The 25971-nt window shown below is 42.4% G+C and carries 23 protein-coding genes; 13 read left to right on the top strand and 10 right to left on the bottom strand.

Going from position 1 to position 25971, the window contains the following annotated elements:
- Nucleotides 1-62: 62 nt before the first annotated feature.
- Complete coding sequence (locus HEQ19_27890; protein WYM02729.1) at nt 63-656, bottom strand: phycobiliprotein lyase; 594 nt, start codon at nt 654-656, stop codon at nt 63-65.
- A 247-nt stretch (nt 657-903) separates the two neighbouring features.
- Here HEQ19_27890 and HEQ19_27885 point away from each other — a divergent pair, with 247 nt between their 5' ends.
- Nucleotides 904-1710, top strand: a complete 807-nt coding sequence (locus HEQ19_27885) for a pentapeptide repeat-containing protein (GenBank protein ID WYM02728.1) — start codon at nt 904-906, stop codon at nt 1708-1710.
- Here HEQ19_27885 and HEQ19_27880 read toward each other — a convergent pair.
- Complete coding sequence (locus tag HEQ19_27880) at nt 1705-2364, bottom strand: HEAT repeat domain-containing protein (GenBank protein WYM02727.1); 660 nt, start codon at nt 2362-2364, stop codon at nt 1705-1707. The two genes, HEQ19_27885 and HEQ19_27880, sit on opposite strands and share 6 nt — an antisense overlap.
- A gap of 179 nt (nt 2365-2543) precedes the next feature.
- Here HEQ19_27880 and HEQ19_31435 point away from each other — a divergent pair, with 179 nt between their 5' ends.
- On the top strand, nt 2544-2831 hold the full coding sequence (locus HEQ19_31435; protein ID WZI67041.1) for a hypothetical protein: 288 nt from the start codon (nt 2544-2546) through the stop codon (nt 2829-2831).
- Here the strand turns inward: HEQ19_31435 and HEQ19_27870 are convergent.
- Both HEQ19_27870 and HEQ19_27865 read right to left on the bottom strand, forming a co-directional pair.
- Nucleotides 2796-3170, bottom strand: a complete 375-nt coding sequence (locus HEQ19_27870) for a response regulator (GenBank protein WYM02726.1) — start codon at nt 3168-3170, stop codon at nt 2796-2798. The genes HEQ19_31435 and HEQ19_27870 overlap by 36 nt on opposite strands.
- Nucleotides 3171-3180: 10 nt before the next feature.
- Nucleotides 3181-5298 (bottom strand): ATP-binding protein, encoded by a 2118-nt coding sequence (locus HEQ19_27865; protein WYM03666.2) that lies wholly within the window; start codon nt 5296-5298, stop codon nt 3181-3183.
- A 930-nt stretch (nt 5299-6228) separates the two neighbouring features.
- Between HEQ19_27865 and HEQ19_27855 the strand changes: the two genes are divergently transcribed.
- The 5 genes from HEQ19_27855 (at nt 6229) to HEQ19_27835 (ending at nt 9791) form a co-directional block, all read left to right on the top strand.
- Nucleotides 6229-7089 (top strand): phycobilisome linker polypeptide, encoded by an 861-nt coding sequence (locus tag HEQ19_27855; protein ID WYM02725.1) that lies wholly within the window; start codon nt 6229-6231, stop codon nt 7087-7089.
- 159 nt (nt 7090-7248) lie between these two features.
- Nucleotides 7249-7998 (top strand): phycobilisome rod-core linker polypeptide, encoded by a 750-nt coding sequence (locus tag HEQ19_27850; GenBank protein ID WYM02724.1) that lies wholly within the window; start codon nt 7249-7251, stop codon nt 7996-7998.
- Between the two features lie 120 nt (nt 7999-8118).
- Entirely contained in the window at nt 8119-8649 is a 531-nt protein-coding gene (locus HEQ19_27845) for a phycobiliprotein lyase (GenBank protein WYM02723.1), read from the top strand.
- A 178-nt stretch (nt 8650-8827) separates the two neighbouring features.
- On the top strand, nt 8828-9451 hold the full coding sequence (locus HEQ19_27840; protein WYM02722.1) for a chromophore lyase CpcT/CpeT: 624 nt from the start codon (nt 8828-8830) through the stop codon (nt 9449-9451).
- The gene (locus HEQ19_27835; GenBank protein WYM02721.1) at nt 9429-9791 is read left to right on the top strand and encodes a CpeR family transcriptional regulator; all 363 of its coding nucleotides are present in this window, start codon (nt 9429-9431) and stop codon (nt 9789-9791) included. Before HEQ19_27840 ends, HEQ19_27835 begins: the two co-directional genes overlap by 23 nt.
- Nucleotides 9792-9964: 173 nt before the next feature.
- Here the strand turns inward: HEQ19_27835 and HEQ19_27830 are convergent, their stop codons facing one another.
- The 3 genes from HEQ19_27830 to HEQ19_27825 are packed head-to-tail and all read right to left on the bottom strand — an operon-like array spanning nt 9965 to nt 13445.
- Nucleotides 9965-12064: a M3 family metallopeptidase gene (locus HEQ19_27830; GenBank protein WYM02720.1), complete on the bottom strand. Its 2100-nt coding sequence runs from the start codon at nt 12062-12064 to the stop codon at nt 9965-9967.
- Between the two features lie 20 nt (nt 12065-12084).
- Nucleotides 12085-12249, bottom strand: coding sequence for a hypothetical protein (locus HEQ19_31430; protein ID WZI67040.1), 165 nt, complete (start codon nt 12247-12249; stop codon nt 12085-12087).
- On the bottom strand, nt 12246-13445 hold the full coding sequence (locus tag HEQ19_27825) for a transposase (protein WYM03664.1): 1200 nt from the start codon (nt 13443-13445) through the stop codon (nt 12246-12248). The genes HEQ19_31430 and HEQ19_27825 overlap by 4 nt, the downstream gene beginning before the upstream one ends.
- 631 nt (nt 13446-14076) lie before the next feature.
- On the opposite strand from HEQ19_27825, the gene HEQ19_27820 reads away from it, so the two are divergent.
- On the top strand, nt 14077-14625 hold the full coding sequence (locus HEQ19_27820; GenBank protein WYM02719.1) for a cupin domain-containing protein: 549 nt from the start codon (nt 14077-14079) through the stop codon (nt 14623-14625).
- 309 nt (nt 14626-14934) lie between these two features.
- Here the strand turns inward: HEQ19_27820 and HEQ19_27815 are convergent, their stop codons facing one another.
- The 3 genes from HEQ19_27815 to HEQ19_27805 form a co-directional block, all read right to left on the bottom strand.
- Nucleotides 14935-15762, bottom strand: a complete 828-nt coding sequence (locus HEQ19_27815; protein ID WYM02718.1) for a hypothetical protein — start codon at nt 15760-15762, stop codon at nt 14935-14937.
- 1037 nt (nt 15763-16799) lie between these two features.
- On the bottom strand, nt 16800-17165 hold the full coding sequence (locus tag HEQ19_27810) for a response regulator (protein ID WYM02717.1): 366 nt from the start codon (nt 17163-17165) through the stop codon (nt 16800-16802).
- Nucleotides 17166-17210: 45 nt separating this feature from the next.
- On the bottom strand, nt 17211-18614 hold the full coding sequence (locus HEQ19_27805; protein WYM02716.1) for a response regulator: 1404 nt from the start codon (nt 18612-18614) through the stop codon (nt 17211-17213).
- Nucleotides 18615-19336: 722 nt separating this feature from the next.
- Between HEQ19_27805 and HEQ19_27800 the strand changes: the two genes are divergently transcribed.
- The 5 genes from HEQ19_27800 (at nt 19337) to lhgO (ending at nt 25727) form a co-directional block, all read left to right on the top strand.
- Nucleotides 19337-20011 carry a VWA domain-containing protein gene (locus HEQ19_27800; GenBank protein WYM02715.1) on the top strand — a complete coding sequence of 225 codons (675 nt, stop codon included), beginning with the start codon at nt 19337-19339 and terminating at the stop codon, nt 20009-20011.
- Between the two features lie 204 nt (nt 20012-20215).
- Nucleotides 20216-20998, top strand: a complete 783-nt coding sequence (locus tag HEQ19_27790) for a PP2C family serine/threonine-protein phosphatase (GenBank protein ID WYM02714.1) — start codon at nt 20216-20218, stop codon at nt 20996-20998.
- Nucleotides 20999-21054: 56 nt separating this feature from the next.
- On the top strand, nt 21055-23241 hold the full coding sequence (locus HEQ19_27785; protein ID WYM02713.1) for a tetratricopeptide repeat protein: 2187 nt from the start codon (nt 21055-21057) through the stop codon (nt 23239-23241).
- Between the two features lie 444 nt (nt 23242-23685).
- Nucleotides 23686-24459, top strand: a complete 774-nt coding sequence (gene rfbF / locus HEQ19_27780) for a glucose-1-phosphate cytidylyltransferase (GenBank protein ID WYM02712.1) — start codon at nt 23686-23688, stop codon at nt 24457-24459.
- A gap of 56 nt (nt 24460-24515) precedes the next feature.
- A complete protein-coding gene (lhgO, locus tag HEQ19_27775) occupies nt 24516-25727 on the top strand; it encodes an L-2-hydroxyglutarate oxidase (GenBank protein WYM02711.1) in 1212 nt (403 codons plus the stop codon).
- The last annotated feature ends 244 nt before the right edge of the window (nt 25728-25971 follow it).

Genomic DNA, 25971 nt, shown 5'->3' with positions numbered 1-25971 from the left:
GGGGATTTCCAAATTCGCCGTCTCGAATATATTAAACAAAGTAACGATCCTTAACGTTAGCCCTAGGTGATGGAAGAAGCTCTAGATAAATTCTCTTGCACCATTTGTGCTAAATTCGCCTCAGTTAAATAGCGTCGTTCAGAACAGTAAGTCATCAAATACACACCATTCATCATCCGCACTGTACTAACACGCACCCGAAAATCATCAGTCATAAACCAGCAGCGTTCCTGACCCTGGTTGGTTTCATATTCGGTATCGATGGTTAAAATGCCATCTTGCCCAAACCAGTAACGGCTAACTACGGGAATTTTTTCCACATAGCCTTGGTTGCGGAGCAATTTTCCCGATCGCCCAGTCTCATCATCTGGTACATCAATTAATACAGCAGCATGATCCGGATTGGGTTCTCGATCATCGTCGTGTTCTTGCCACATAAAGCTAGCACCTCCCTTGGAACTAGCTGGATCAATGCCTTGGGATTCGCAGACTGCTTTTACCCGTGGGTCATCGAGTGTAATCACGCCCACATAAAGCTTTGATTCTCCCGACTGATCCGCCACCGTATCAAAGTGATGCACCGTGCGCTGGGTAAACCAGACTCCTTCACTCTTACGGAAAAATTCCATCATGGTCATTGGTGTTACAAAAGGCATAGCTGCTCTAATAAAACAAGGGTGGTGAGCAATACTGCTCGGATAAGCAGGGGAGGCAGGGGAGGCAGGGGAGGCAGGGGAGGCAGGGGAGGCAAAACTCTTCAAGAGCCTCCATTTCTCCCCCTGCTCCAAGAGCTTGCCTCAACCAAGAAATTCCTTAACCGAGCAGTATTGGGGTGGTGAGGATGTCAAGATTGTACATATATCGCGGTACAATACCCCTACAATAATCTCACGATTTCAACCCATGATCAGCAGGGAGACTTACAAGACACCCCAAGATGTTTTGGCTATCCTCAAGGCAGGATTTGCTCTGACAGAAAAAGATTTCTACCAATTCAACCTCAGCGATTTAGATCTGCAAAGAGCCAATTTGCATCAAGCCACTTTGATTCGTGCGAATCTGAGCAAAGCGGATCTCAGTGCAGCGGATCTCAGTAATGCTGATTTACGGGCTGCGGATCTGTGCCAAGCGATTTTGAGGGATGCCAATTTACAGGCAGCTTGTTTGTACAGAGTCGATCTCAGTGGCGCAGATTTGCGGGGAGCTAATTTGACCGATACCAAGCTGCTAGGAGCAAGATATGATAGCCAAACCCTGTTTCCCGAAGGGTTTAATTACAAATCCTCTGGGGCGATTGGGCCAAATGCCTATTTGAATGGTGCCCAGCTGAATACAGCCAACTTGCGTCATGCCGATTTGCAGGGAGCAAGTATGTTGGGAGCATATTTGGGGGGGGGTGATCTAACTCGTGCTAATCTTCAAGGGGCGCGGCTCAGTCAGGCAGACTTCCGCAAAGCCTGGTTGCCAGGAGTATGTTTACGCAATGCTCGGTTGAATGGAGCCAATTTAGCAGGAGCAGATTTGCGAGCAGCAGACTTGACTGGCGTTGAGTTTGAGCAACTGGAAAGCATTGCCGGAGCAGATTTTAGCCATGTTCAGGGACTGAGTGAGGAAATGCGATCGCGCCTCCTTAGCCAACCTGCACATGAGCTAGATACACCTCATGCTTTAACCCGTCGCACCACACGCGCCAGCCTAGAAAAGCTATAACATTAAATTTTCCATTGCCGCCGCCACTACCCGATAATCGGCATCCTGTCTCAGTTGCGCCAGGGCTTCTTTGGCTTCGTTCGTATGAAAGTGCTTGAGGGCATAAGCAACTCGGACCCTGATATATTCAGACTGAGAATTCTTCAGGTTCAGGAGTTGGGACAAAGCTGCTTCAGACTGACGGGAAGTCGCTAAGGACCCCAGCGCATCTACACATGCTTCCTCGACTGCGGCATCTTCACCTGCTAATCCTAGAAGACAAACCTCTAGAACTTCTTCCGGGCAATCCATTTCTACTAAGGCTGCCAAAATACTACGACGTACCAACCAGTGATCATCTCGCAAAAATGTTTGCACCAGATGAGAGGCAGAAATTTTGCCAAATAAAGATAGGGAATTAGACGCTTCTGCACGGACATTGGGGGTGTTATCAAACTTGATAATTTGCAACAGGGTAGCAAAAGATTCTGAGGTTTTTTGCTTACCCAACTCCCTAGCAACAAAGGTTCGCACCAGAAACTCTGGGTCTTGGATATGGCGGTTGAGTAAAGGAACAGCGACATCAGCCGGATAATCTTGCAGGGCAGAGATCGCCTTCAGGCGGTATTGAAAATCCGAGTTTTGCAGATCGGTTTCGATTTGACTAATATCCATAGAATTTCAACTCTGAAATTAAGTTACAGCCCCATCTTCAACGAAGTAATACCATTTCACCAAAACTCTGATACATATAGAAGCCAGTAGGGGCACGGCATTGCCGTGCCCCTACCAACGTATTTGTATCATACTTAAAGTGAAACGGTATAAGATGGGGTAGTTCATTAATTTTGACCATGACTGAGCCACAATTGAGTGAAAAAGTTCGAGAACTGATTCAAAAAGCCAGAATTGTCAGTTTTGCTACTTGGCAAAATACCCATCCAACGGAGGCTATTCAGCTATTCCAGGCGGCTGATGATGAGGGACGGTATCTCACCGATGAAGATTTGCAGCAGATTGGGCAGCTTCCGCAAATACAGCACTCATTCCCCTCAGTCACAAACTACGCGATCGGCTTAGGGCATCAACCTTTAATATCGATGGGGTTACCAATGGAGAATTCTACTAATTTGCTCCGGTAGATCCAGAGAGTTAAAGGGTTTGGTAATGACACCACTAACTCCCAAATCATTAAACTGACGCTTTTCCGCTGTTTGTGCTTTGGCGGTTAAAATAATCACCGGAATTTGTTCTGTTTCCGAATGAGATTGGAGTTTTTTAAAGGTAGCAATACCATCCATATCTGGCATCATAACATCCAACAAAATCACATCAGGTTTTTTGGTTTGGGCAGTCTGGATGCCTTCAAAGCCAGAACTAGCAGTGAAAACTTCCCATCCCGCTGCGATTTTGATGCCAAATTGCACAACGGTTTGAATGGTTTCTTCATCATCAATAATTAAAATCCGCTTCGTATGCATAGATCCCCCCTCATTGGATATTGGCGCACTCAAGAATAGGTAATGTGAATGCAAAGGTGCTTCCACATCCTGGAGTACTCTCTGCCCAAATTCTGCCGTTGTGTTGTTCAATAATTTTGCGACAGATGGTCAGCCCTAAACCAGTACCACCTTTTTTGCGGGAATCTGACGAATCTACTTGTTGAAACCTTTCAAAGATCCGTTCGAGTTGGTCAGATGGAATACCTTGTCCTTCATCTCGCACCCGAAACACCACTTCTTTGGAGAGGTTTGAGGAGCCTTTTTCTTGTTCCACTGTTAGCCAAACAGTCCCGCCAGGTGATGAAAACTTGATGGCATTACTGAGTAAATTTGTTAAAGCTTGTAAAATATAATCTGCATCTGCCCACACTGAGATATCCTGTGGTTGTTTGACCAGAGTTATTTCATGCTGCTGTGCCATTGCTTGCATTGCCTCTGCTGCTTGGATCATCAAATTAGCAGCATTACAGGCTTGGCACTCCATGATGACTTTGCCAGACTCAATGCGCTGTAAATCGAGGACGTTGTTGACTAAACGCACTAAGCGTTCAGTACTGTCATCGGCAATTCCTAGCATTTGCTGTCCTTCGCTCGAAAGATTGCCCAATCGCCCTGTAGCTAAAATTTTTAGGGCACTGTGCAAGGAAGTGAGGGGAGTCCGCAATTCATGGCTGATGATAGAAATGAATTCATCTTTCATCCGTTCAATAGCTTTGCGATCGCTAATATCGCTGCTAAGAGCGAAAAATCCCTTGACTATTTTCTCTTCATCTAAATGCGGAATGTAAATTACATCAACCGCTCGCCAACTCCCATCTTTTAAAAGAATATCATTTTCATAGTTAATAGCTTGCCCAGATAAAGCTGTTTTTACATAAACTTGCATTCTTTGGTAGCAATCTTCTCCCCAAACCTGACGCAGATGGCAACCATAAATTTCTTGAGGAGATTGTCCCAGCCAATCCTGATATGCTTGATTATTAAAGCGATATTGTTGTTGCTCGTCCACATAAGCGATCAGTACTGGCAGCGCATTGGTAATCAATCGCAATTGCTCCTCACTCTGGCGCAACGCCGCTTCTGCTTGCATCCGCACATTAATTTCCTCTTGCAATTCTGCAGTGCGAGATGCTACAACCTCTTCTAAGCGTTCCAGTAGTTGGGCTTGAGATAAAGCAATACTGATTTGATCCGCTAATTGTTGCATCAATTCCAACTCAAAATCTACCCAATGGCGAACGCTGTCGCATTGGTGGGCGATTAACAAACCCCAAAGCTGATTCTGGGAGTGGGCATTGAGGTTTTGCACTATCGGTACAATTAATTTGGCTTTAATCTGGAATTGATCGACAAATTCCACCAAACAATCTGCTAACCCTGCTGCTTTTTCATGTACATTGGCGATCGCCCGCACCCTTCCTTGAGCATATAATTGTTGATACTCCTGGGGAAAAACTTCTTCGGGAAATTCCAGATCCATCAATGTGGGATAATCTGGTAAAACCGATTCGCTGATGGTTTTTCCTGTACCATCCGGTAATACGTGATAAATTAGCACGCGATCTGCTTGCAGAATCCGTTGCACTTCGGTGACGGTGGTATGCAGAATTTCCTTGATCTGTAAGGACTGGCGAATTTTCAGCGTTACTTCCGAAAACAGTTCCACCCGCTGCTGTTGCTGTTTTAATTCCGCCTGCATTGATTCCCGGCGCTGACTATTGTCTCGCAATAGCAACAGATGACAGTGGGGAAGGACATTAGGTGTTAAGGTATACTCCATCTCTCGCTGCATCTGGCCAGAAGATGAAACCAACAATTCCCCCATTAATGATTGTCTTGGTGGAAAACTCCCAGAGTTTGGTTGACGAGCAAATTCCGCAGTGATGAAATTAGATAAAGCTTGCCCTTTTAGTTTCTGACGTGGCAGACCTAGTAAATCACAAGCAGCAATATTCATATCTACCAAATATAAGCGATCATTAATCAAGGCGATCGCATCATGGGCGTTCTTAAATATAGTTTGCATCAAACGCTTGTGAGTGCGTCGTTGATGTTGAGATTTTTTTGCGCCAGATTGCTTTAGCTGCTTAGAGAAACGTTTAGACACCTACATCTATCTACAAGAGGACTATTTTTATTTTTTACTCAAATTATCAAAACTTCAAATTTGATCAAGTTAATGTTAAAAAAATTAATAATATAGATCTGTTGCAAAAGTCCCCTAACACCCCACCCCCAGCCCCTAAGCGAAAGCGGGGAGGGGAGAATTTGCGGAAGCATTGGCGGGGTGGGGTTCTGATTTTTTTATGCAAAAGGTCTGATGAATCTGGAGTTTTGGAGTATCTGTCCCGCACTTAAAGCTTGAGTGAAAACTTTCTATGTCTATCCCTATTTCCACCTTTTTTGTTGGCATCAATGGCATCATAGTACTCTGTCAAGATAAAAATGATGGACTGTAGTGCGGGCATCTTGCCCGCGTGAGCGAGACGCTCACACTACCAAAAATCCCTCAAAACAAAATTGACTAATAGCCTTTGCCCTTTCTTACATTGAAGCCCCTGCATTCATGCATGGGGTCAATCTAAAATCCAAAATCCAAAATCCAAAATTGATTCACCCGGTCGGGCGATGGGATTTTTTCTTACTTGGTTTGTTTATGTTCTCGGTGCTGGTGCTTGTATTTACTACGGAATAACTGGGCTTTTCCCCCATGTCCCATGACGCCACTTGCCCCCCATACCCTATTCCATGAAAATCGTTTGTGCAAATTGAGTGCAAAACGCTCTCATTTTATCAAGATTTACAAATCTTGATGGTCATAATTACACGCTCATAAGAGAATTGATCATAACAAAGCGTATAAAACGCCTAAAAATCTTGATTATCTGGGCAATCAAAACTTCCATCCTGATGGAAGCTGGGAATTTGGCTGGGAACAAATTAATCCAGTAATTTGCTTGGACTGGGTAATCAATCTGAAATTCATTTACAAATTGAAACAATTTTCTTTAACTTTCGTTAACAGGAGAAACAATTAATGCCATTTGGACCAGCTTCACGCCTGGGAGTTAGCCTATTTGATGAAACCCCTCCCGTTGAGTGGGTGCCAGGTCGCTCACAAGAAGAAGTAGAAACAATTATTCGGGCAGTGTATCGGCAAGTATTAGGCAATGCCTATGTCATGGAAAGTGAACGGCTAGCTGTGCCAGAATCCCAGTTTAAGCGGGGTGAATTGAGCGTCCGCGAGTTTGTCAGAGCAGTGGCTAAATCGGAACTGTATCGTTCTCGCTTTTTCACCAGTTGTGCGCGTTACCGGGCGATTGAACTCAACTTCCGCCATCTGCTGGGTCGTCCACCCCTGGATTTGTCAGAAATGCGCTCCCACAGTACAATCCTCGATACTCAAGGGTTTGAAGCTGAGATCGATTCTTATCTCGACAGTGATGAGTATCAAAATACCTTTGGGGAAAACTTTGTTCCCTATATCCGGGGCTACAAGACAGAAGCTTGTACGAGCATGGTGCAATTTACCCACACCTTCCAACTGGTGCGGGGTGCTTCTAGCAGCAGCCTGAAAGGTGACTTGTCGGGTACAGCTCCCAAGTTAAATGCATTAGTAATTCAAAACACACCTACAGCAGTAATTTCACCTGCTAGTGATGGGGCGAGATTCTCTACACCCCCCACTGGTTCGCGTACTCGTCATGGAGTTGATGCCAGTGCAGGTGGTAAAGTTTACCGCATTGAAGTCACGGGTTATCGAGCCAAAACCTTCAACAATATTTCCAAGTTTCGCCGTTCCAACCAAGTCTTTTTGGTGCCTTACGAGAAGCTCTCTCAAGAGTATCAACGGATTCACCAGCAGGGCGGTGTGATTGCCAGTATCACTGCTGTCTAGATCAGTGGAAAACTTACCAAAATTGAGGAGGTATAGCAGGGGACTGGGGACACAACGACCGCTCAGTGCATCGCTGGGGACTGGGTTACAAGTCTGATTGTGTCTAGGTTTTATCATCAGTTAATGTCCTAAGCACTTTGGCGGTTGCTATAAATTTCAATGACCACCCAGACAATTCTTGAACTATGGCCTGCTAGTGGCTTAGAGGAAGTTCAAACTATCATCCGTGCCGTTTACAAACAAGTGTTAGGCAACCCTCATGTGATGGAGAGTGAGCGGTTGGTGACAGCAGAGTCACAATTATGCGATCGCTCCATCTCTGTGCGGGAATTTGTCCGCGCCGTTGCTAAGTCTGATTTTTATCGCGCCCGCTACTTCCAATCCTGCGCTCCCTACCGTTTTGTAGAACTTAACTTCCTACATTTGCTTGGTCGGGCACCCCAGGATCAAAGAGAAGTTTCCGAGCATATTGTTCGCACTGTAGCCGAGGGCTACGATGCTGAAATTGATTCCTACATCGATAGTAGTGAATATCAAGCAGCCTTTGGCGAAAACGTAGTGCCTTACTATCGCGGTAGAAGCAGCGCAGCCAACTTCAAGCAAGTGGGCTACAACCGGATGTTTGCCCTTGATCGCGGCCCTGCTCAAATTGACAGCTCAGTCAAAGCTGCCCAATTACTTTATGTAGTTGCGACCAATAGCGCCAATGCCATTAAAGCCTCTTCGGCAACTGTGATTGGTTCTGGCACCGAAAAACGGTTCAAAATCGTGGTAAAAGGTTCCAAATTCGACAGCCCCCGCCGCACCAGTAATACTGAATACATTGTCCCAGCTAGTAAAATGACCCCGCAAATTCAGCGGATTAATCGCACTTCTGGCAAAATCGTCAGCATTACCGAAATTGTGTAACGTTTAACAGGGTGGGCATTGCCCACCCAAGATAATTAACTTTTTTAATAGGCAGGCAATTTTTCCAAAAATCGCCCGAAAATTCTCAGCAAATAGCTAAAAACGGAAACCCAAGAGTTGATGGATATTAGGGAGTTTGTTGCAAATTCTATTGGGCGTTGGCGATCGCAACGCAGCGCCCATCATTTAGCCTTCAGTCACTTTGAAGCAGTAAAGTCTGAGATAGATATTGTTTCTCTCCTAGATGATGATCCGGCTGTGATTGACTTGTGTAAAACCTATAACATTCATCCTCAGACAGTGGTTTCCCCATTTCGGATGAGTTGGGAAGGTCAATCAGACTGGGATGACAATGAAATCAAAGGCAGTTGCGTCCTGGTTCCCATCCCCGATCCAATTCATCCCCATCGCGGCAAACTCCTGCGAGATCAAGGTTATGCTGAAACTATCGCAGCGGCTGGAGATTATTACTTGACAGAAGACGGCACATTCGTGCTGATTACCGCCTATGATCACGCCGCCGCCGAGGAGAAAATTTGGTTTGTCAACCCCAATGTTCGTTGTCGGGTTTCCCTAATTAAAACCAGTGCCGGTTCAGGAGTTGTCACAGCCTCATTTTCCTCAGAAATCCGCCAGGATATTCAGAATTAACCTAGAGCCGAAAATACAGCACTAGTCATTTCTAGTCATATATATAAAACCTCAGAGCGTGCAGTCTAAATAGGAACTGACTACGTGAGTTTTGCTATGTCTATAGACACTTCTGCCATAGGTTAAAGTCATCTTTTGAAGTTTGATTTTTGTATAGTTTATTTATCCTCATCTAGTTATGACTTCTTCCCCACCACATATTGAACAGACAATATCGACTAATTTAATCACCTTGGCTCGTTGGATGGCAGGTGATTTCAGTAATTATCAACAGGCATTTGAAAATCCTAAAGATTACGCCCATATTCACATTTTCTTTCGTCCGTTACCGTTTGAGTTCTTCTCTGGAATTGGGCTTTATTCAGAACAAGTTTATGACTATGATTTGTGGAGACCTTATCGACAGGGAGTGCATCGTTTAGTCGCTCAAGGCGATCAGATTTATATCGAAAACTACAGTTTAAAAAATGCCCTTTTTTATGCTGGTGCAGCCCGTGAGTTAAGCATTCTGAGAACCATCACCCCAGATTGTATCCAACGCCGATATCACTGCTCGATGATTTTTCAACAAGAGGGAGATAGATTTATCGGCTCTGTTGAACCTGGAAACTTATGCTTAATTGAGAAAAATGGCTGCCAGACTTATCTTGATAGTTACGTCGAAATCACACAAACCACTTGGGTAAGCCTAGATAAAGGCATCGATGTAAATACACACCAGCAAATTTGGGGATCTACCTTTGGACCATTGCGGTTTGAAAAACGGGAGAGTTTCGCCCATGAAGTTCCAAACATCCTATGATATTTCCCTGCCTAATCTGGCCATTAAAGCGAATATGCTACCCCCAGAAGCGCAGAAAAAAATGCAGTGCTGGATTCGCAGTAGGCATTTAATTTGTTCAGGTAATTTCTTTGTTTTTAAAACCGTAGATTATAGTGCTATTGAGCGTTTTTCCCAATGCGTAGGAGCTTTAGGAGGCACTGTTATTTCGGTTGACCCAATTGACAAAATTTGGATGGGCGATCATCGTCAAGTCATTCTGTATAGGGCAAGAGCTAGTTTACATACACCCTGCCACAATTTGAAACAATATTGGCTAAAATATGGAGGCTTTCGCACCCGATTTGATGAGGAGGCGTAAGGGCGCAAGCCTTGCGCCCCTACAAAGCTTATGTGGGTTCCTAAGTCACCCATATAGTTGTAATACCGTTTCACTTTAAGTATGATACAAATACGTTGGTAGGGGCACGGCAATGCCGTGCCCCTACTGGCTTCTATATGTATCAGAGTTTTGCTAAACGAAGTGCAGGGGATTTAAACCGCAGCCACTAAACCATTGTGTCTCAGCAAAGGACTCGTACTCGGTTCCCGACCCCGGAAGGTTTTAAACACATCCATCGGGTGCTTGCTACCACCAAGAGCCAACACTGTATCACGGTAACGCCTACCTGTGGCTTGTATCGCGGCTTCATCTTCTAACCCTGCTTCTTCAAAAGCAGCAAAAGCATCAGCACTGAGGACTTCAGCCCATTTATAACTGTAGTAACCCGCTGCATATCCACCTTCAAAAATGTGTCCAAAAACACATAAAAAGCCATCTTCTGGTAAGGGAGGTAAAACAGTAGTACTCTTGGCAATGCGATGACGCACATCTGTGGGAGTTTCTTGATTCCCAGGACGATAGCGATAATGTAGTTCTAAATCAACGCTGCTAAAGTGGATTTGCCGCAGCATACCACTACCGCTCATATAATTGCGTGCGGTTAGTAGCTTTTGGTAATAATGTTCTGGTAAGGGTTCGCCAGTTTCGTAATGTTTAGCCATGCCAAACAACGTTGGTCGCTCATAGCACCAGTTTTCCATAAACTGGCTGGGCAGTTCTACTGCATCCCACTCGACATTGTTGATACCTGACGCCCCTGTGTAATCCACCTGGGTGAGCATGTGGTGCAAGCCATGACCAAATTCGTGGAATAAAGTCTCTACTTCATTAAAAGTCATTAAGCTTGGCTTGCCATCAACTGGGGGCGTTTGGTTACAAATCAAATATGCTACAGGTAAGCGAATGGTAGTAAGACCATTCTCAGTGATTTTACCACGATTGATGCATACATCCATCCAAGCACCACCGCGCTTTTGGGCTGGACGGCTGTAAGGGTCTAAGTAGAAGTAGGCTATGGGAGTACCAGTTTCATCAGCTATTTGGAAATAACGTACATCCTCATGCCAGACTGGAGCTTGTCCATCGGCTGGGGTAACGGTAATACCAAACAACCGCTGTACTAATCCAAATAAGCCATCTAAGACTTGGGTAAGAGGGAAATAAGGACGCAATTCTTCAGATGTGAAGGCAAATTTTTCTTCCCGTTGGCGTTCAGCCCAAAAGCTGATATCCCAGTGCTTTAAATCCTCTGTCTCGCCTTTGGCTTTAGCAAAGGCTTGGAGTGTTTCTAAGTCTTGAACAGCAGCATTATAACTGACGTGACGTAGTTCTTCTAATAGCGCCTCGACTGCTTCAACGTTGGGAGCCATTTTACTAGCTAGGCTCAACTGTGCAAAGTTCTGAAAACCTAGTAGATTTGCTAGTTCTTGTCGCAATTCCAAAATGCGGTCAATTAACGGGTTATTATCCAAATCACCCGAGGCGGCACGAGTGATATAAGCTTTATACAGATGTTCCCGCAAATCTCTACGGGTGCTGTGCTGCATGAACGGCCCATAGCTGGGAAAGTCTAAGGTGATGCGCCAGGGGCCATTTTCTGGTGTGGCGTTTTCTTCACCCGCAGACCGAGCCGCTTGTGCTGCTAGACTGAGTAAACTACTGGGTAAGCCGTCGATTTCGGTAATTGTCGTCAGAGTTAAACTAAAGGCTTTGGTAGCATCTAATACATGGTTTGAGAACTTGGTAGAAAGTTCTGCTAACTCCATCTGAATAGCGTTGAAACGTTCCCGCGCCTCTGGTTGTAAGCCTACACCGGAAAGTTCAGCATCTCGGATGGCTGCTTGGACAATGCGTTGCTGGGCTGATTCTAATGTTGCCCAAGTTTCACTATTACGCAGTTCCTTAAAAGCATTGTATATGGGTTGGCTTTGACCAAGCTTGTTGACAAACTGCACCACCTGTGGTTGTACAGTTTCATGAGCTTCACGAAGTTCGGGGCTATTTTTCACACCCATTAAATGGTTGACTATACCCCAACTCCAGTACAGCCTTTCTGTTAGCCTTTCTAGAGGTACTACTAAACCGCTCCAAGTAGGTTGTACATTAGCCTCCAAGCTGGTAAGCTGCTGGTCAAGTTCTGCCAGTAGCTGGTCGAAGGCTGGTACTACCTGCTCTGGTTTAATCTCTGCAAAGGGAGGTAAGCCATAGCCCGTGAGTAAAGGATTAGAAGAAATAGTGACATTTAAAGTCATGGTTTTGTGTGATCTGGCAATTAATAGGGAACACCAATGATTTTATTTATATATCGTGTAATGTAGCGATCGCACCAGTGTTTAGTTCCATTGAATGCCATTGTGGCAGTGGAAAATCTATAATAGCGAGTTGCAGTGTTTTGTTGACACTCCCCACGGATAAATCCGAGGGATTCCAGCGTCACTGACGTTCCTTGCTTTTGCAGGTCTTGCGACCAACAGAAGTAGAGGGAACATCTCTACTGGCGTTAGTTTGGGATTGCCCACCCCTACCGTTTGCACGACTTAAAATTACTTTAGCAGCATTCACATCACGTTGTTCAATATATCCGCAATGTGGACAAGAATGGGTACGGGTACTGAGAGATTTTTGCACTCTAGCACCACAATTACTACATTCCTGGCTTGTGAAGTGGGGAGGAACCGCAATGATTTCCCGTCCAAATTTTGCACCAAAGTATTCGAGCCACTGACGGAAGTTGTACCAAGAAGCATCAGAAATGCTCAAGGCTAGTTTGTGGTTTCTTACCAAGCCGGAAATATTTAAATCTTCCAAGACAACCTTAGCGTTAGCCAGGGTTAAGTTACGTGCGAGTCTTTTCGCATGTTCATTCCTTTGTCTTGTTACTTTTAAATGTTTCCGAGCATAAACACCACGCGCTTTTCTCCTACCAGATGACCCTTTTTTCTTCTTGTAAATGTTACGTTGAACCCGCTTAATATCTTTCTCTGCCTTGCGGAGAAATCGCGGATTCTCCTGATGATTACCATTGCTATCAGAGTAGAAATATTCCAAGCCGACATCAATTCCGATTTCTGATGTAGTTCGTGGAGCTTCTTGCTGATTATCAATCTTGACACAAAATTGCACATAGTACCCATCGGCTCTACGCACAATCCTTACTCGTTTAATTAGTTCAACAGGGTATTGATGAATATCCCATTTACCTAATAGCTTGAGTTCGCCAATACCTTTTTTATCAGTGAAAGTTATACGGCGTTTTGTTGGGTGCAACTTCCACCCAGACACCTTATATTCGACTGAACGGCTATGCTTTTTGAACCGGGGATAACCCTTTTTTCCAGGTTTGTTTTTCTTGCAGTTATCAAAAAATCTATTGATAGCACGTTCTACATTTTCTACTGATGCTTGACAAGCATGACTGTTTAAATCATTGACGAATTTAAATTCTGCTCTTAATTGAGTGTTGTACTGATATAGTTCTTTCTTGCCGCATTTTAATGCCGAAGGCTTAATCCCTCTATTATCCATCCAATATCTAAGCACTTTATTTCGGACAAATTGATTCGTACGAATAGCTTCATCTATGGCTTTTGATGTGGCTCTTTTGACAACTGCTTTATATTCCAATACCAACACTCTTGCATCACCTCCTTGCATCTGTTAATCTCTATCTATAGCAATCCGGAATCATACGTGAGAAAATACTTAATACTAAAAGTAGCTTTTAAAACACTTTAACAACTGAATTTTGTGGCTATAAAATTATATATATTGCGGAATACATAGTTGCAAAGCCAGTTATCTAAAGTACGTAACATACCCCCGTATTTTCTCATGAATCATTCAGAATTGCTATATTATAGCAGTTAGTTATTATGATGACAACTAAAAAAGGGATAAAAAGGATTAGAAATCAACCAGTTTATCACGACGAAATCAAAGGTAAAAGGACTGTTTTTTTAACTCCAACAGCTTGGGATAACATAAAAAATGAAGCTGTAACCCGAGGGATTAGTGCCAGTACTTGTTGAGGAATGGGGACGGCGTAAAGCCTGCGGCATAGCTACGCTTAACGCGCAGCGTCTCGTAGAGATTAAAATCGCCCACGCCTAGCCCCCATAAATAGAATTTAGGGGCTTGCTCGGCGTGGATAACTCGGTCAACATCTGCAACTTGGCAATGAATCTCCGGTTTATCTATCGGAAATAGTGGCTATTTAATTCAAAATTAATTATACTCTTCTTAACAGCTAATTAGTCTTTCTGCTATGGCTACACTACTACTTGACGACGGCACAATTGAGAGTGATTTAGGTGAGATAGATCGTGAACTTGCTCCCCTGGGGATTTACCTAAAACACTACGATCCAGGAACCTCGCTGCTATTCCCCGACTTACTACAGCAAGACGTTGTGACTGACTCAGAGAAAAGCTATATTTTAGAACTCCATAACGGCGTCTTTGAATTTCTCCACCAAGAAAATGCCTATCTCTGGTGTGACTTGCTAAATGTACACCCAGGTTCGCCCCATATCCAGACGCTGATTGCCACCTATAGCCGTTATCATATTCATACTGCTGCTGAACCGCTCTACGTCTTGGCTGGAGAGATGATTTTTGGCTTCGTGCGACCAGACGGTAGTCAGATACAGCTGTTAGTTCAGAAACAAGACTATCTTCTGATTCCCGCCGGTGTCGAGCATTGGTGTAGCCTTACGGCATCATTGCATTTTAAAGGGGTACGCTATTTTACCACAGCAGAGGGTTGGCTGCCAACTTACACAGGAACTGAGTTAATTGATTCTCTAAATACCTGAGTTCGATATCAAAAAATTGATTGTCATATCAAATCTGGTAGCAAGGGACAGCCCGACTTGGGGCATAGGGCATAGGGCATTGGTGACTTTTTTCAATGCCCCATCGTCTCGTTCCCAGCCTCATGGCTGGGAATGTATTCTCATAGGCTCTGCCTTTTGTCAAGCTACTGGAGGCGGAGCCTCCCAGAATGGGTTCCCAGTCTAGAGCCTGGGAACCAGTCAGGGCAGTCTAGAGCCTGGGAACCAGTCAAAAAGTATTTGCCAAGAAGGTGTGGAAAATCCCCTGGTAAGGCTCTCCATGTACATCCTTTAACTTGGGTTAATAGCATTCATAGCCACTAAGTGTTGAATTGAGTCGAATGTTTGGTTGGTCATCTTTGTAATATACGTTTTGATTAAGTCTCGTATGTTTGTAGATATATGAGAAGAATTTATTGATAATTTATAAATTTGATAGTTCATCTTGAACGTGAAAGAATTAGCGGAAGAATTACTAACTGAAGTGTTAAAAGAATTTTGATCAATTTTTAAATAGAATAAATGTATTTTGGGAAATCTCATAGCAGGTATCAGAAGATGCTGTTCAAAAGAGTAAACTGAAAGCAAGTAATTTAAGGGATCTAACTGCGGTGAGTGGACTGCTCTAATACCTTCTAATCTTCTAACAATATTTTCCATGATGCTGTCAAGTTGTCTTGTGGCAGAATGTGAAAGTTGAAATGATTGAAAAAGTTCGTGACGCAACTTGATATTCAACTCACCAGTAGTTGTAATTGCCGAAAAATTTAGTGCTGTCGATGTCTCCATAGACAAAAACGTTGGCAATCCTTCTGTTATCACGCGGAAATATCCACTAGCTAAAACTGTAGTAAAACTCGCAACTTTATCTGGTGTTGTGATATCAAAATGATGAGGATGGCTTGGATAGATGTATGCAGCACTATAAACTGATGCGTAAGTGTCAATAAGTGAAATATCTTGGAGATTTTGTACATCATTTTGATTAATATGTGAAGGCACAAGTAAAATTTTTGGGAGAGTATAAGTGTCTTTAGCTTTACGAATAATATCAATAATGTAATCAGAAGGCGGATCTTGTGGTGAAGGGGTTGCGGCATTATTAGGAATACTTGTCATAAGTTTAGGTTTTGGTTTGATTCTTATAAAATTATAGTATTGTAATGACTAATTTTCTAAAATATTTTAGTTACAATATAACCAAAGACTTGAAAAATTATAGCAATTACTGATTATCCTTGTTATTCTTTTAAATTATGGCATTTATAGCATTTTTTAGTCTAATAAAATACAAATTTATCTGTGTTCATATGCGGTTAATTATTTTTTCTGTACCTTACTAATATGAGAAAAAATATAAAATATCTGACTTTCTTCTCTAAATATGAAAGTCAGATATTTATTAGTCATTAGTGTTCTATTGACTGAGATAACAGATGTTATTAATTAGAGGCAAGCAATTTTAATTTTTTATTGCACTCATAGCCAAAAGTTTTTGAATTGACTCTAACTGTTGGTTAGTTTGACTTGTAATGTAGGCTGATATTGCAGGACGGGATTGATCCATTTGAGTTAGGCTCATCGTAAATTGGTAATCGACATATTGCATGTTGAAGGTAAGGGGATTCCAGGCTTCAGTAAAGTAACCAATCCTGGTTGAGTTCGCACTTTAATCCTTTACTGATGACAACTTGATATCCATGTAGGTGAAGTGAGTATCCTAGAAAACTAAGTCCTGCCACCCTGGTGCGGGGTTGAAAGCACATAAACAGTAAACCAAAAAGTTTTTCCCCAAAGAGCGATGGCTACGCCCGCCGCAGGCATCGCTAATCACTCTTACGTATATTAAAGTAGTGTAAACTACTAAATACATAATTAATGCTTATACTGCTCTCTTGACCTGAGTTCGATATAAAAAAATTGATTGTCATATCAAATCCGGTAGCAAGGCACAGCCCGACTTGGGGCATAGGGCATTGGGCATTGGTGACTTTTCTCAATGACCCATCGTCTCGTTCCCAGCCTCATGGCTGGGAATATATTCTCATAGGCTCTGCCTTTTGTCAAGCTACTGGAGGCGGAGCCTCCCAGAATGGGTTCCCAGTCTAGAGCCTGGGAACCAGTCAGGGCAGTCTAGAGCCTGCAAGTTTAAATACTTAATTGCTGACAATAGATTGCAAAGCACGGAGTAATTCTTGCTTAGTGAAAGGCTTAGTTAAATAAACATCCGCCCCTTGTTTCATCCCCCAGATCCGGTCAATATCATTATTTTTTGAACTACAAATAATAATTGGTACTTTCGCCGTGGCTGGATTTCTTTTCAGTAAGCGACAAAATTCAAAGCCGCTTAGTCCAGGCATAACCACATCAGTAATAATGGCATCAGGTTGGTGAGTGACTGCTTGATTTAGACCATCCTTGGCATCATAAGCCTTAAGTACGGTATGACCACTTTCTCGCAAAAAACCATTGATTAATTCCAACTGAGACGGAGTATCTTCCACAACCAAAATTGTCGCCATATTAATCTACCCTCACTATCCCAAAATAGTCTAATTTTTAGTGGATCAAGCCAAATGCATGAAGACAATCTTCAGTAATTCCGCACGTGTAAAAGGTTTGGTGAGATACCCTGAAGCCCCGACTAATTTGGCTTTCACCTTGTCTACCAGTCCCTTATTCCCTGTTACAAAGATAATGGGCGTATTTTTGAACATGGGATTATTACGTATAATACGACAAAGTTCATAACCATCAATGCCAGCCATATTGAGATCCAGTAAAATTAAGTCGGGTTTGTGCCTAATAATTGACATAACAGCTTTTAGTGGCTCGTTGATGGCAACTACAGAAAAATTTTCATCTTCTAAAAATCGGCTGATTTCTTTGAGAATGGTGGGACTGTCATCTACAGAAACAATTTTGTAGACTTTGTTAGCAGTGGCCGTAGCAGTCGTTACTCTTTCTGGCGCTGGGTTTGTGGTATTTGGTATTGTTAATTCCTGAACTTTGTCTGTTGGCGGAGCCGCAATTTGTGGTAAGCGCTGAACGGTAGCTATATTCTCTTGGGAAATATCTGGGGAGGCTTTGGCTGTAGTGCTGCTTGGTTGTTCTGTCTTATTAATTAATTCTTGTTTGACTAATTCTGTTATATATTGAGTAGAGGGTGATAGTTCTTCAAAAAACTTGGGTAATTTATCAAATGGTGGGTCTGGTTCATGTAATATTACCCGTCCATTAGTGATGTAAGGGTATAAATTTCGAGCCAGTTGAATTTCATCTTGATTCATCATTAAGGCAAGATGACGTAGGCTAAAACCCTTCATCCAGTTAATTAAATTTGGTGGGAGGTCTGGTAAATTTTTGTTTTGTTGTGGGCTATTAATTAACAGGTATGGACGCTGATAAGGAGAGGAAATTTGCGGAGCAAAAGACTGCCAAGTTTGTAACCGTGCTTGGCAACGTTCTAATAGTTTCTCTACATCTAGCCTGCAAATTCTCGGTAGTTGAGTCACAGAATCGCTTAATTCATAAATTCCAGCATTGATTAATAGAAATGATTCAATCACTTCTTTAACCAATTCTTGAATTAATACTGCTGCTTGTGTAGAGTGCAGATGGTGTTGAGTTACAAGCCAGTAAATGGCTTGATACTCAGGCGGCTGATTAATCAAATTTGTCTGCTGTCCTAGGAAGGGATTTGGTGATTCATCTGCAAACATCAGACGTAATTGGACACGAATTTCACTGGTCAACAGAGGAATTTGATGGCTGAGGCGACGCAAATGACGTTCTAGTCGATCAAAAGGTTCGACTGAATGGGTAGCGTAAGTAATTTTACCTTGCTCTAAATAAATTGACCAAGAAACAGAGTTGCTAGAGGCTTGTAAATAAGTACTGTCATAACTACTAGATAACTGTCTTAACAAACTGTGGGGGCGTAGTTTAGTGAATGTACCAGTAATATTCATAATTTTTGGATTTTTTCCGGAAATTAAGCTGAATTTTGGTAAAGATGAAATAAAGGTAATGAGGTAGTCTCTATATTTTGATTTTTCTCTAAAAACAAGGTATTTCGGAGAAAATATGTATATAGCAGTCCTAAATGATTTGGTTTACTAATACAGTCTGTTGACTGTCAACTGTTAACAGTGAATTGCCACCACTGGTATTGTTAACCACCTAATTGGGATCGCTGTATATATATTACAAGCTGGAAAACCTAGAGGCTAGGTGGTTTGTTACATTTTGTAGAATCTACTGAAATTTGGACTTTTCGTGGGCATTTTCATTGGAAGCTAACATATTTACAGGTGTATAAGGCTGATGGTTTTGGAGTTGATTATGATTAATTTAATTTATATAAAAACCTCATTTTCTACATAAAATCTTTAAGAATTTGCCTAGGCAAATCTACGCATTTATAGTATTCTGGGATTACTCTATATAAATTTTGGTAGATAAATTATATAGAGGCAAGGCGAACCAGTGCTAAATTCCCTTTTACTCAACTTGATCTTGATGAAGATTTGCGGAAATTATGTCGAGATTTTGGTGAAGATAATCTGTTTAATTCAAGATTAAACAAACATAACCAAACACCATACAAGTAGTTGTGTCGGCGCTAAAAACTCACTATATACTTTGAGAAACAGGAAAGAAAACTTTGAACCTCAACATAACACAAAAAGTTATGCCTGATACATTAAGACTTGATGAAGTAGTGGAGTTTGCTGAGAACCCAGAACCCCGTTGTCCTTGCGTGCTGTTGCTAGATACATCTGGCTCTATGCAAGGAGATCCCATTGAGGCTTTAAATCAGGGTCTGCTAAGTTTGAAGGATGAATTACTCAAAAATTCCTTAGCAGCCAGACGGGTAGAAGTAGCAATCGTCACCTTTGATAGTCATGTGAATGTAGTCCAAGACTTTGTGACGGCCGATATATTTAACCCGCCAATCCTGACAGCCCAAGGACTGACCACTATGGGTGCAGGAATTCATAAAGCATTGGACATAATTCAAGAGCGCAAATCTCAATATCGTGCCAATGGTATAGCTTACTATCGTCCTTGGGTATTTATGATAACCGATGGCGAGCCGCAAGGTGAGTTAGAGCATGTGGTAGAGCAAGCAGCACAGCGTGTACAAGGAGATGAAGTAAGTAAAAAAGTAGCATTTTTTACGGTTGGTGTAGAAAACGCGAATATGACGCGCTTAAATCAAATAGCTATGCGTGCCCCCCTGAAACTTAAAGGATTGAACTTTATCGAGATGTTTGTCTGGTTGTCAACTAGTATGTCAGCGGTTTCTCATTCGCGGGTAGATGAACAGGTGGCTTTACCCCCAATTGGCTGGGGTTCTGTTTAAATCAGACAAGAGGTAAAGGGTCAAGAGTCAAGGGTCAAGGGTCAAGAGTCAAGAGTCAAGGGTCAAGGGTCAAGAGTCAAGGGTCAAAAGTAGTTACCACTGACAAATAACAAATAACAAATGACAACTGACAACTGACAACTGACAACTGACAACTGACAAATGACAAATGACAAATGACAAATGACAAATGACAAATGACAAATGAACACATCAAAACAGATCCCTCAATGGCGGGTAGTCGCCGCATCTGTATGTGGCACAAGCCATACTAGAACCAAGCAATTGTGTCAGGATGCACACCATTGGCAGCTATTGTCAGATAATGTGTTGGTGGCAGCTGTAGCAGATGGTGCGGGTTCTGCTAGCCAGGGGAAAGTCGGGGCGATGGTGGCTGTAGAAACGGCTATCGAAACCATATCGATCAAAGAAGTCACCCCCGAGACCCTGGCTGATGATGCTGAGGTGCGATCGCTGTTGAATGAGGCTATGCTAATGGCCAAAAAAGCGGTGGAGGAGGAAGCAGCTACTTGTAATAAACAGCCCCAGGATTTAGCAACTACCTTAATTATTGTGGTAGCGACACCAGAAGTTGTGGCTGTGGCACAGATTGGTGATGGTTTGGCTGTGGCGAAGGATGGGAAAGGAAACCTGCTAGCATTGACCATGCCTGACAGTGGCGAATACATCAACGAAACCACCTTCTTAACTTCGGAGCGAGCTTTAGAAACAGCACAGATGAGATTATGGCGTGAAGCCATAGTCAATGTTGGTGTTCTCACCGATGGACTACAAATGCTGGCGTTGAATATGGTCGTTGGTGAACCTCACAAACCATTCTTTTTCCCGCTGTTCGACTTTGTAGCGAATACTGAAGATAAGACAGAAGCCAAAGAACAGTTGGTGAGGTTTTTAGGCTCTGAGCGAATTACACAACGTACGGATGATGACTTAACACTCATCATTGCTGGATTCAGCAAATCTTGAACAATGATTCCGCCAGATCGACATTTTAAGTAACTTCCGTTAATCGCGATTTTATCATGCAGGTACTACGTTGTCTTCCTAAGCAAGAAATTCTGAACCTCAGCGTCAGTTTAGGGCGTGGTGGTGAAGCTTGTATCTACGCAGTGCCATCCGATGGCAATTTAGTGGCAAAAGTTTATCATAAACCAACTCTTGCCCATGCTTACAAACTCCAGGCAATGCTTGCCAATCCGCCAGAAAACCCAACGGCTAATTTGGGACATATTTCGATAGCTTGGCCTCAGGATCTATTGCTGACGACGGATGGTAGCGAACGGATTATAGGCTTTTTAATGCCGCGCATTCGCGGGATGCGTCCCATCATCGACTTTTACAACCCAAGAACCCGGCGTCAACACTGTCCTTTATTCAATTATCAGTACCTACTCCGCACGGCGCGGAATCTGGCGACGGCTTTTGTCGCTTTACATGCTAGTGGATATTGTATTGGCGATGTGAATGAGTCGAATATTCTCGTCAGTGACACAGCACTGGTGACTTTAGTAGACACGGATTCCTTTCAGGTCAGCGAACCAGACAGTCATATTGTTTACCGTTGTCCAGTTGGTAAACCAGAGTTTACCCCACCAGAACTGCAAAATAAAATTTTTGCCCAATACGATCGCGAAATTTCCCATGATTTGTTTGGGTTAGGGGTGCTGATATTTCAACTATTAATGGAAGGTACCCACCCATTTTCTGGCATTTTTCAAGGCGCGGGTGAACCACCACCATACGAAGCACGCATTGCTGCTGGTCATTTCACTTACAGTCAACAGCGACAAGTACCTTATATTGCTACTCCCATTGCACCTCCTTGGGAAATTCTCCATCCCAGTTTACAAGAATTGTTTGTGCGTTGTTTTGAACATGGTCACAACAACCCACAACTGCGTCCGAGTGCTGAAAACTGGCTATCAGCAATTGGTGAAGCCGAAGATAACTTGGTTACTTGTAGTGTCAATCCCCAGCATCGCTACGATAGTTACCAGCATGTATGTCCTTGGTGTGAACGTAGCTTACGGTTAGGTGGACGTGATCCGTTTCCATCACCTCAGGCGATAGTAGCTAGAGAACATCTCAAACAGCGTACCCCCAGCAGAAAACGCTACACTCCAACCCCGCACTTTCCACAGCCAGTCAGGCCTTTACAACCAATTCAACATTGGCAGCCAGTATATATCCAAAATACTCCTTCTCCTCTATATAAATCTCCCAAAAGGCGGAAGCTTTATCCGATTATTTTGTGCTTCTTAGGTTTGGGTTTTTTGGGTTATTTGGACTTAATGGTGAAATTTACTCGCCCGTTTGTTTCCCAAAATACCTACAGCCAACAAACGTTGATGTCTCGCCAGAAAGATGGTAGTAAAAATCTCAATTTTGCCGAGTACTATCAGCAAGGTCATGCTGCTTACAAAGTGCGAGACTATGAGGGAGCCATTGAAAATTTTAACCAAGCTCTACAACAAGAACCTAATCACGCCAAAGCGCATATTAACCGAGGCAATGCCCGCTTCAATGTGAAGGACTATGAAGGAGCGCTAATAGATTATAGTGAAGCACTACAAATCAATCCTTATGAAGTCAAAGCTTTTGTGAATCGGGGTAATGTCCGCTATGCTCTGGCGGAATATAGTAACGATCCTGATCGAGAATATAACTTAGCGCTGGCGGACTTTAATCAGGCTATACGCCTTAACAATAAAGAAAGTGAAGCTTATATCAGGCGGGGTATTGTGCGTTCGCAAATCGCTAAATACAGCAGCGACTCTCAACAAGACTACAAAAAAGCAATTGAGGATTTTACTCAGGCGATTAATCTCAATGCTTCTAAACCAGAAGCTTACTTTCAGCGGGGTATAGTCCGTTATCAAATGGCTCAATATAACAGCGATTACTTTCAAGAATATCAACGTGCGATCACCGATTTTAACCAAGCATTACGCATCAATTCCAAATTCGCCAAAGTTTACCTCAAACGCGGTATGGTCCGCTATGAAATTTCTCAATATGGCGGGAAAGAATCGGCACAATTTAGTCAGCAAGCAATTGAGGATTTGCAGACTGCTGCTAAATTTTCTCTGGAGCAACAGGATATGGATACTTACCAACAATCACTTAGCAGTATGTGCGTTGTTGTAGAAAAAAAATGTGATGCTTTATTCCAAAATTCTACTATTTTGGAGGACTTTGAAAATAAGTAAAGGTTGTTATTTCTGATTTATCCAATTTCTAATTCTCTATTTTCTATTCCCCAGTTCCTATTTTAACATTGCCTATTCCCTATTATCTATTGTCTATTATGATAAGTAGTTTTTATTACTATTCTATTACTAGTAGTTTCTGGGTAATAATAGCTAAAAAACAAGCATGACAAGGGTTAGTGAAAGCTAGCTTTAATTTTTTGATATGTGATATTTTCATCTAATTTCATGAAAAATATTTAGATACATAAGTATTTATAAATCTTTTACATAGCAAAGAATTATATTTACATGCTCTTTACAAAAAACAGTCAAAATCTCGTTATTCTATTTACATGGAAAATATAAATGAGAAAGTAATTTTTCTCAAATTCGTATGCAACCGCTTCAATTCGAGAAGACTAAAAAAATATTCATCTAGCGGCAAATTTTTGAGGTACTGGCATGAAAGCAGTGATTTTGGCTGGAGGACTTGGTACACGCATCAGTGAAGAAACTAGTATCAAGCCGAAGCCGATGGTAGAAATTGGTGGTCAACCAATTCTGTGGCACATAATGAAGATTTACTCTGCCCACGGTATTAATGACTTCATTATCTGTTGCGGTTACAAAGGTTACGTAATTAAGGAGTATTTTGCCAATTACTTCTTACATATGTCAGATGTTACCTTTGATATGCGATTTAACCAAATGAACGTGCATTCTGGTTATGCTGAACCCTGGCGCGTCACCTTAGTTAATACGGGTGATAATACCATGACAGGTGGACGCTTAAAGCGAGTTGCCGAGCATGTTGGTAATGAAACTTTTTGCTTCACCTATGGCGATGGTGTGAGTAATGTAAATATTACAGAGCTAATTAAGTTTCATAAAGAACAAAACACTTTAGCGACACTAACTGCTGTTCAACCAGCAGGAAGGTTTGGCGCAATTTCTTTAGGAAATGAACAAACGAAAATCACCAGCTTTCGGGAAAAGCCTGAAGGTGATGGCGCTTGGATTAATGGTGGTTATTTTGTCCTAGAACCAGAAGTGATCAATTTAATTGGTGATGACCTGAGTGTTTGGGAGAAAGAACCATTAGAAAAGCTAGCTGACATGGAAAAACTCTCAGCTTTCAAACATAATGGTTTTTGGCAACCAATGGATACATTACGAGATAAAAACTATCTAGAGGATTTATGGAAGAGTGATCAAGCACCCTGGAAAGTATGGTAGAAAAAGACTGAACTCCTAACTTTTCACTTTTTGTCATTGCAGGTGCAATAATATCAATGTACGATTTTGCAATTATCGGTGGGGGAATCGTTGGACTGTCTACAGCGATGGCTTTAGTCAAACGCTATTCTCATGCACGCATTGTAGTTTTAGAAAAAGAAAGCAATTGGGCATTTCATCAAACTGGGAATAATAGCGGTGTAATTCACTCTGGCATATACTATAAGCCAGGGAGTTTTAAGGCTAAATTTTGCCGTGATGGTTGTCGCTCAATGGTAGAATTTTGCCAAGAGCATGGCATTGATCATGACGTTTGCGGTAAGGTAATTGTTGCCACTGATAACGAAGAGCTACCACGCCTGGAAAATCTTTATCAGCGAGGGGTAGAGAATGGTATCGCAGTCCAAAGAATCAGTCCTGAGGAAGTGCGAGAAATTGAACCTCATGTAAGTTGTGTAGGCGGAGTTAGGGTATTTTCCACAGGAATTGTCAATTATAAGCAAGTTTGTGAGAAATACGCTGAGTTAATTCAACAGCAGGGGGGAGATTTACGCCTCAATACAAAGGTTGAGAAAATTATCCCTAGTGGTACAGATTATGTACTGGAAACTAACAAGGGTAATTTTGAGACTCGCTTTGTGATCAATTGTGCTGGATTGCATAGCGATCGCGTTGCTAAACTCGGTCAAGTTGAACCCAAGGCTAAAATCGTACCATTCCGGGGAGAATACTACGAACTCACCCCAGAAAAACGTTATCTGGTTAAAACTCTGATTTACCCGGTTCCTAATCCTGATTTTCCGTTTTTGGGTGTCCACTTTACCCGCATGATTGATAGCAGTGTTCACGCAGGACCAAATGCGGTTTTGAGCCTCAAACGCGAAGGTTATAAAAAAACTGATTTTGACTGGGGCGATTTTGCTGAAGTCATGACTTACCCAGGTTTCTGGAAATTAGCAGCTAAACACGCCGATGAAGGTATTCAAGAAATTATTCGTTCGTTTAGTAAAGCAGCCTTTGTCAGAAGTTTACAAAAACTAATTCCAGAAGTCCAAGCACAGGATTTAGTTCCTACCCATGCGGGAGTCCGCGCTCAAGCTTTAATGAATGATGGCAAACTTGTAGAGGACTTTTTGATTGTTCAAGGTCAAAATTCTGTCCATGTTTGCAATGCGCCTTCACCGGCTGCTACTTCTTCTTTAGAAATTGGCAAAGCAATTGTCTCACAACTTCCTGAACAATCACATCTAGCAGCGTCAGTCCATTAAGTGCAAATAACTGATAGCAATTATTAGATAAATGTCGTTTTATTATCTAATAACGTAAGTTGCTATAGGAATCCGGCTTGATTTTTGAAAAGATGCGTAGGGTGCGTTAGCGACAGCGTAACGCACCATCATCAAAGATTTGGTGCGTTACGGATTTCATCCTAACGCACCCTACGATACCTAATTTTGTTCAAAAATCAAATAGGAGTCCTATAGTTATATGAATTAGGGTGTCCTGGAAACC

The organism is Gloeotrichia echinulata CP02 (genome assembly GCA_038087035.1).
Lineage (GTDB): Bacteria > Cyanobacteriota > Cyanobacteriia > Cyanobacteriales > Nostocaceae > Gloeotrichia > Gloeotrichia echinulata.
Note: the sequence above shows the minus strand (reverse complement) of the source record. Positions and strands in the feature narration are given on the sequence as shown.

Coding starts and splice junctions, on each gene's coding strand:
- HEQ19_27890 (WYM02729.1), bottom strand. CDS start 656: ATGCCTTTTGTAACACCAATGACCATGATGGAATTTTTCCGTAAGAGT.
- HEQ19_27885 (WYM02728.1), top strand. CDS start 904: ATGATCAGCAGGGAGACTTACAAGACACCCCAAGATGTTTTGGCTATC.
- HEQ19_27880 (WYM02727.1), bottom strand. CDS start 2,364: ATGGATATTAGTCAAATCGAAACCGATCTGCAAAACTCGGATTTTCAA.
- HEQ19_31435 (WZI67041.1), top strand. CDS start 2,544: ATGACTGAGCCACAATTGAGTGAAAAAGTTCGAGAACTGATTCAAAAA.
- HEQ19_27870 (WYM02726.1), bottom strand. CDS start 3,170: ATGCATACGAAGCGGATTTTAATTATTGATGATGAAGAAACCATTCAA.
- HEQ19_27855 (WYM02725.1), top strand. CDS start 6,229: ATGCCATTTGGACCAGCTTCACGCCTGGGAGTTAGCCTATTTGATGAA.
- HEQ19_27850 (WYM02724.1), top strand. CDS start 7,249: ATGACCACCCAGACAATTCTTGAACTATGGCCTGCTAGTGGCTTAGAG.
- HEQ19_27845 (WYM02723.1), top strand. CDS start 8,119: ATGGATATTAGGGAGTTTGTTGCAAATTCTATTGGGCGTTGGCGATCG.
- HEQ19_27840 (WYM02722.1), top strand. CDS start 8,828: ATGACTTCTTCCCCACCACATATTGAACAGACAATATCGACTAATTTA.
- HEQ19_27835 (WYM02721.1), top strand. CDS start 9,429: ATGAAGTTCCAAACATCCTATGATATTTCCCTGCCTAATCTGGCCATT.
- HEQ19_27830 (WYM02720.1), bottom strand. CDS start 12,064: ATGACTTTAAATGTCACTATTTCTTCTAATCCTTTACTCACGGGCTAT.
- HEQ19_27820 (WYM02719.1), top strand. CDS start 14,077: ATGGCTACACTACTACTTGACGACGGCACAATTGAGAGTGATTTAGGT.
- HEQ19_27815 (WYM02718.1), bottom strand. CDS start 15,762: ATGACAAGTATTCCTAATAATGCCGCAACCCCTTCACCACAAGATCCG.
- HEQ19_27810 (WYM02717.1), bottom strand. CDS start 17,165: ATGGCGACAATTTTGGTTGTGGAAGATACTCCGTCTCAGTTGGAATTA.
- HEQ19_27805 (WYM02716.1), bottom strand. CDS start 18,614: ATGAATATTACTGGTACATTCACTAAACTACGCCCCCACAGTTTGTTA.
- HEQ19_27800 (WYM02715.1), top strand. CDS start 19,337: ATGCCTGATACATTAAGACTTGATGAAGTAGTGGAGTTTGCTGAGAAC.
- HEQ19_27790 (WYM02714.1), top strand. CDS start 20,216: ATGAACACATCAAAACAGATCCCTCAATGGCGGGTAGTCGCCGCATCT.
- HEQ19_27785 (WYM02713.1), top strand. CDS start 21,055: ATGCAGGTACTACGTTGTCTTCCTAAGCAAGAAATTCTGAACCTCAGC.
- rfbF (WYM02712.1), top strand. CDS start 23,686: ATGAAAGCAGTGATTTTGGCTGGAGGACTTGGTACACGCATCAGTGAA.
- lhgO (WYM02711.1), top strand. CDS start 24,516: ATGTACGATTTTGCAATTATCGGTGGGGGAATCGTTGGACTGTCTACA.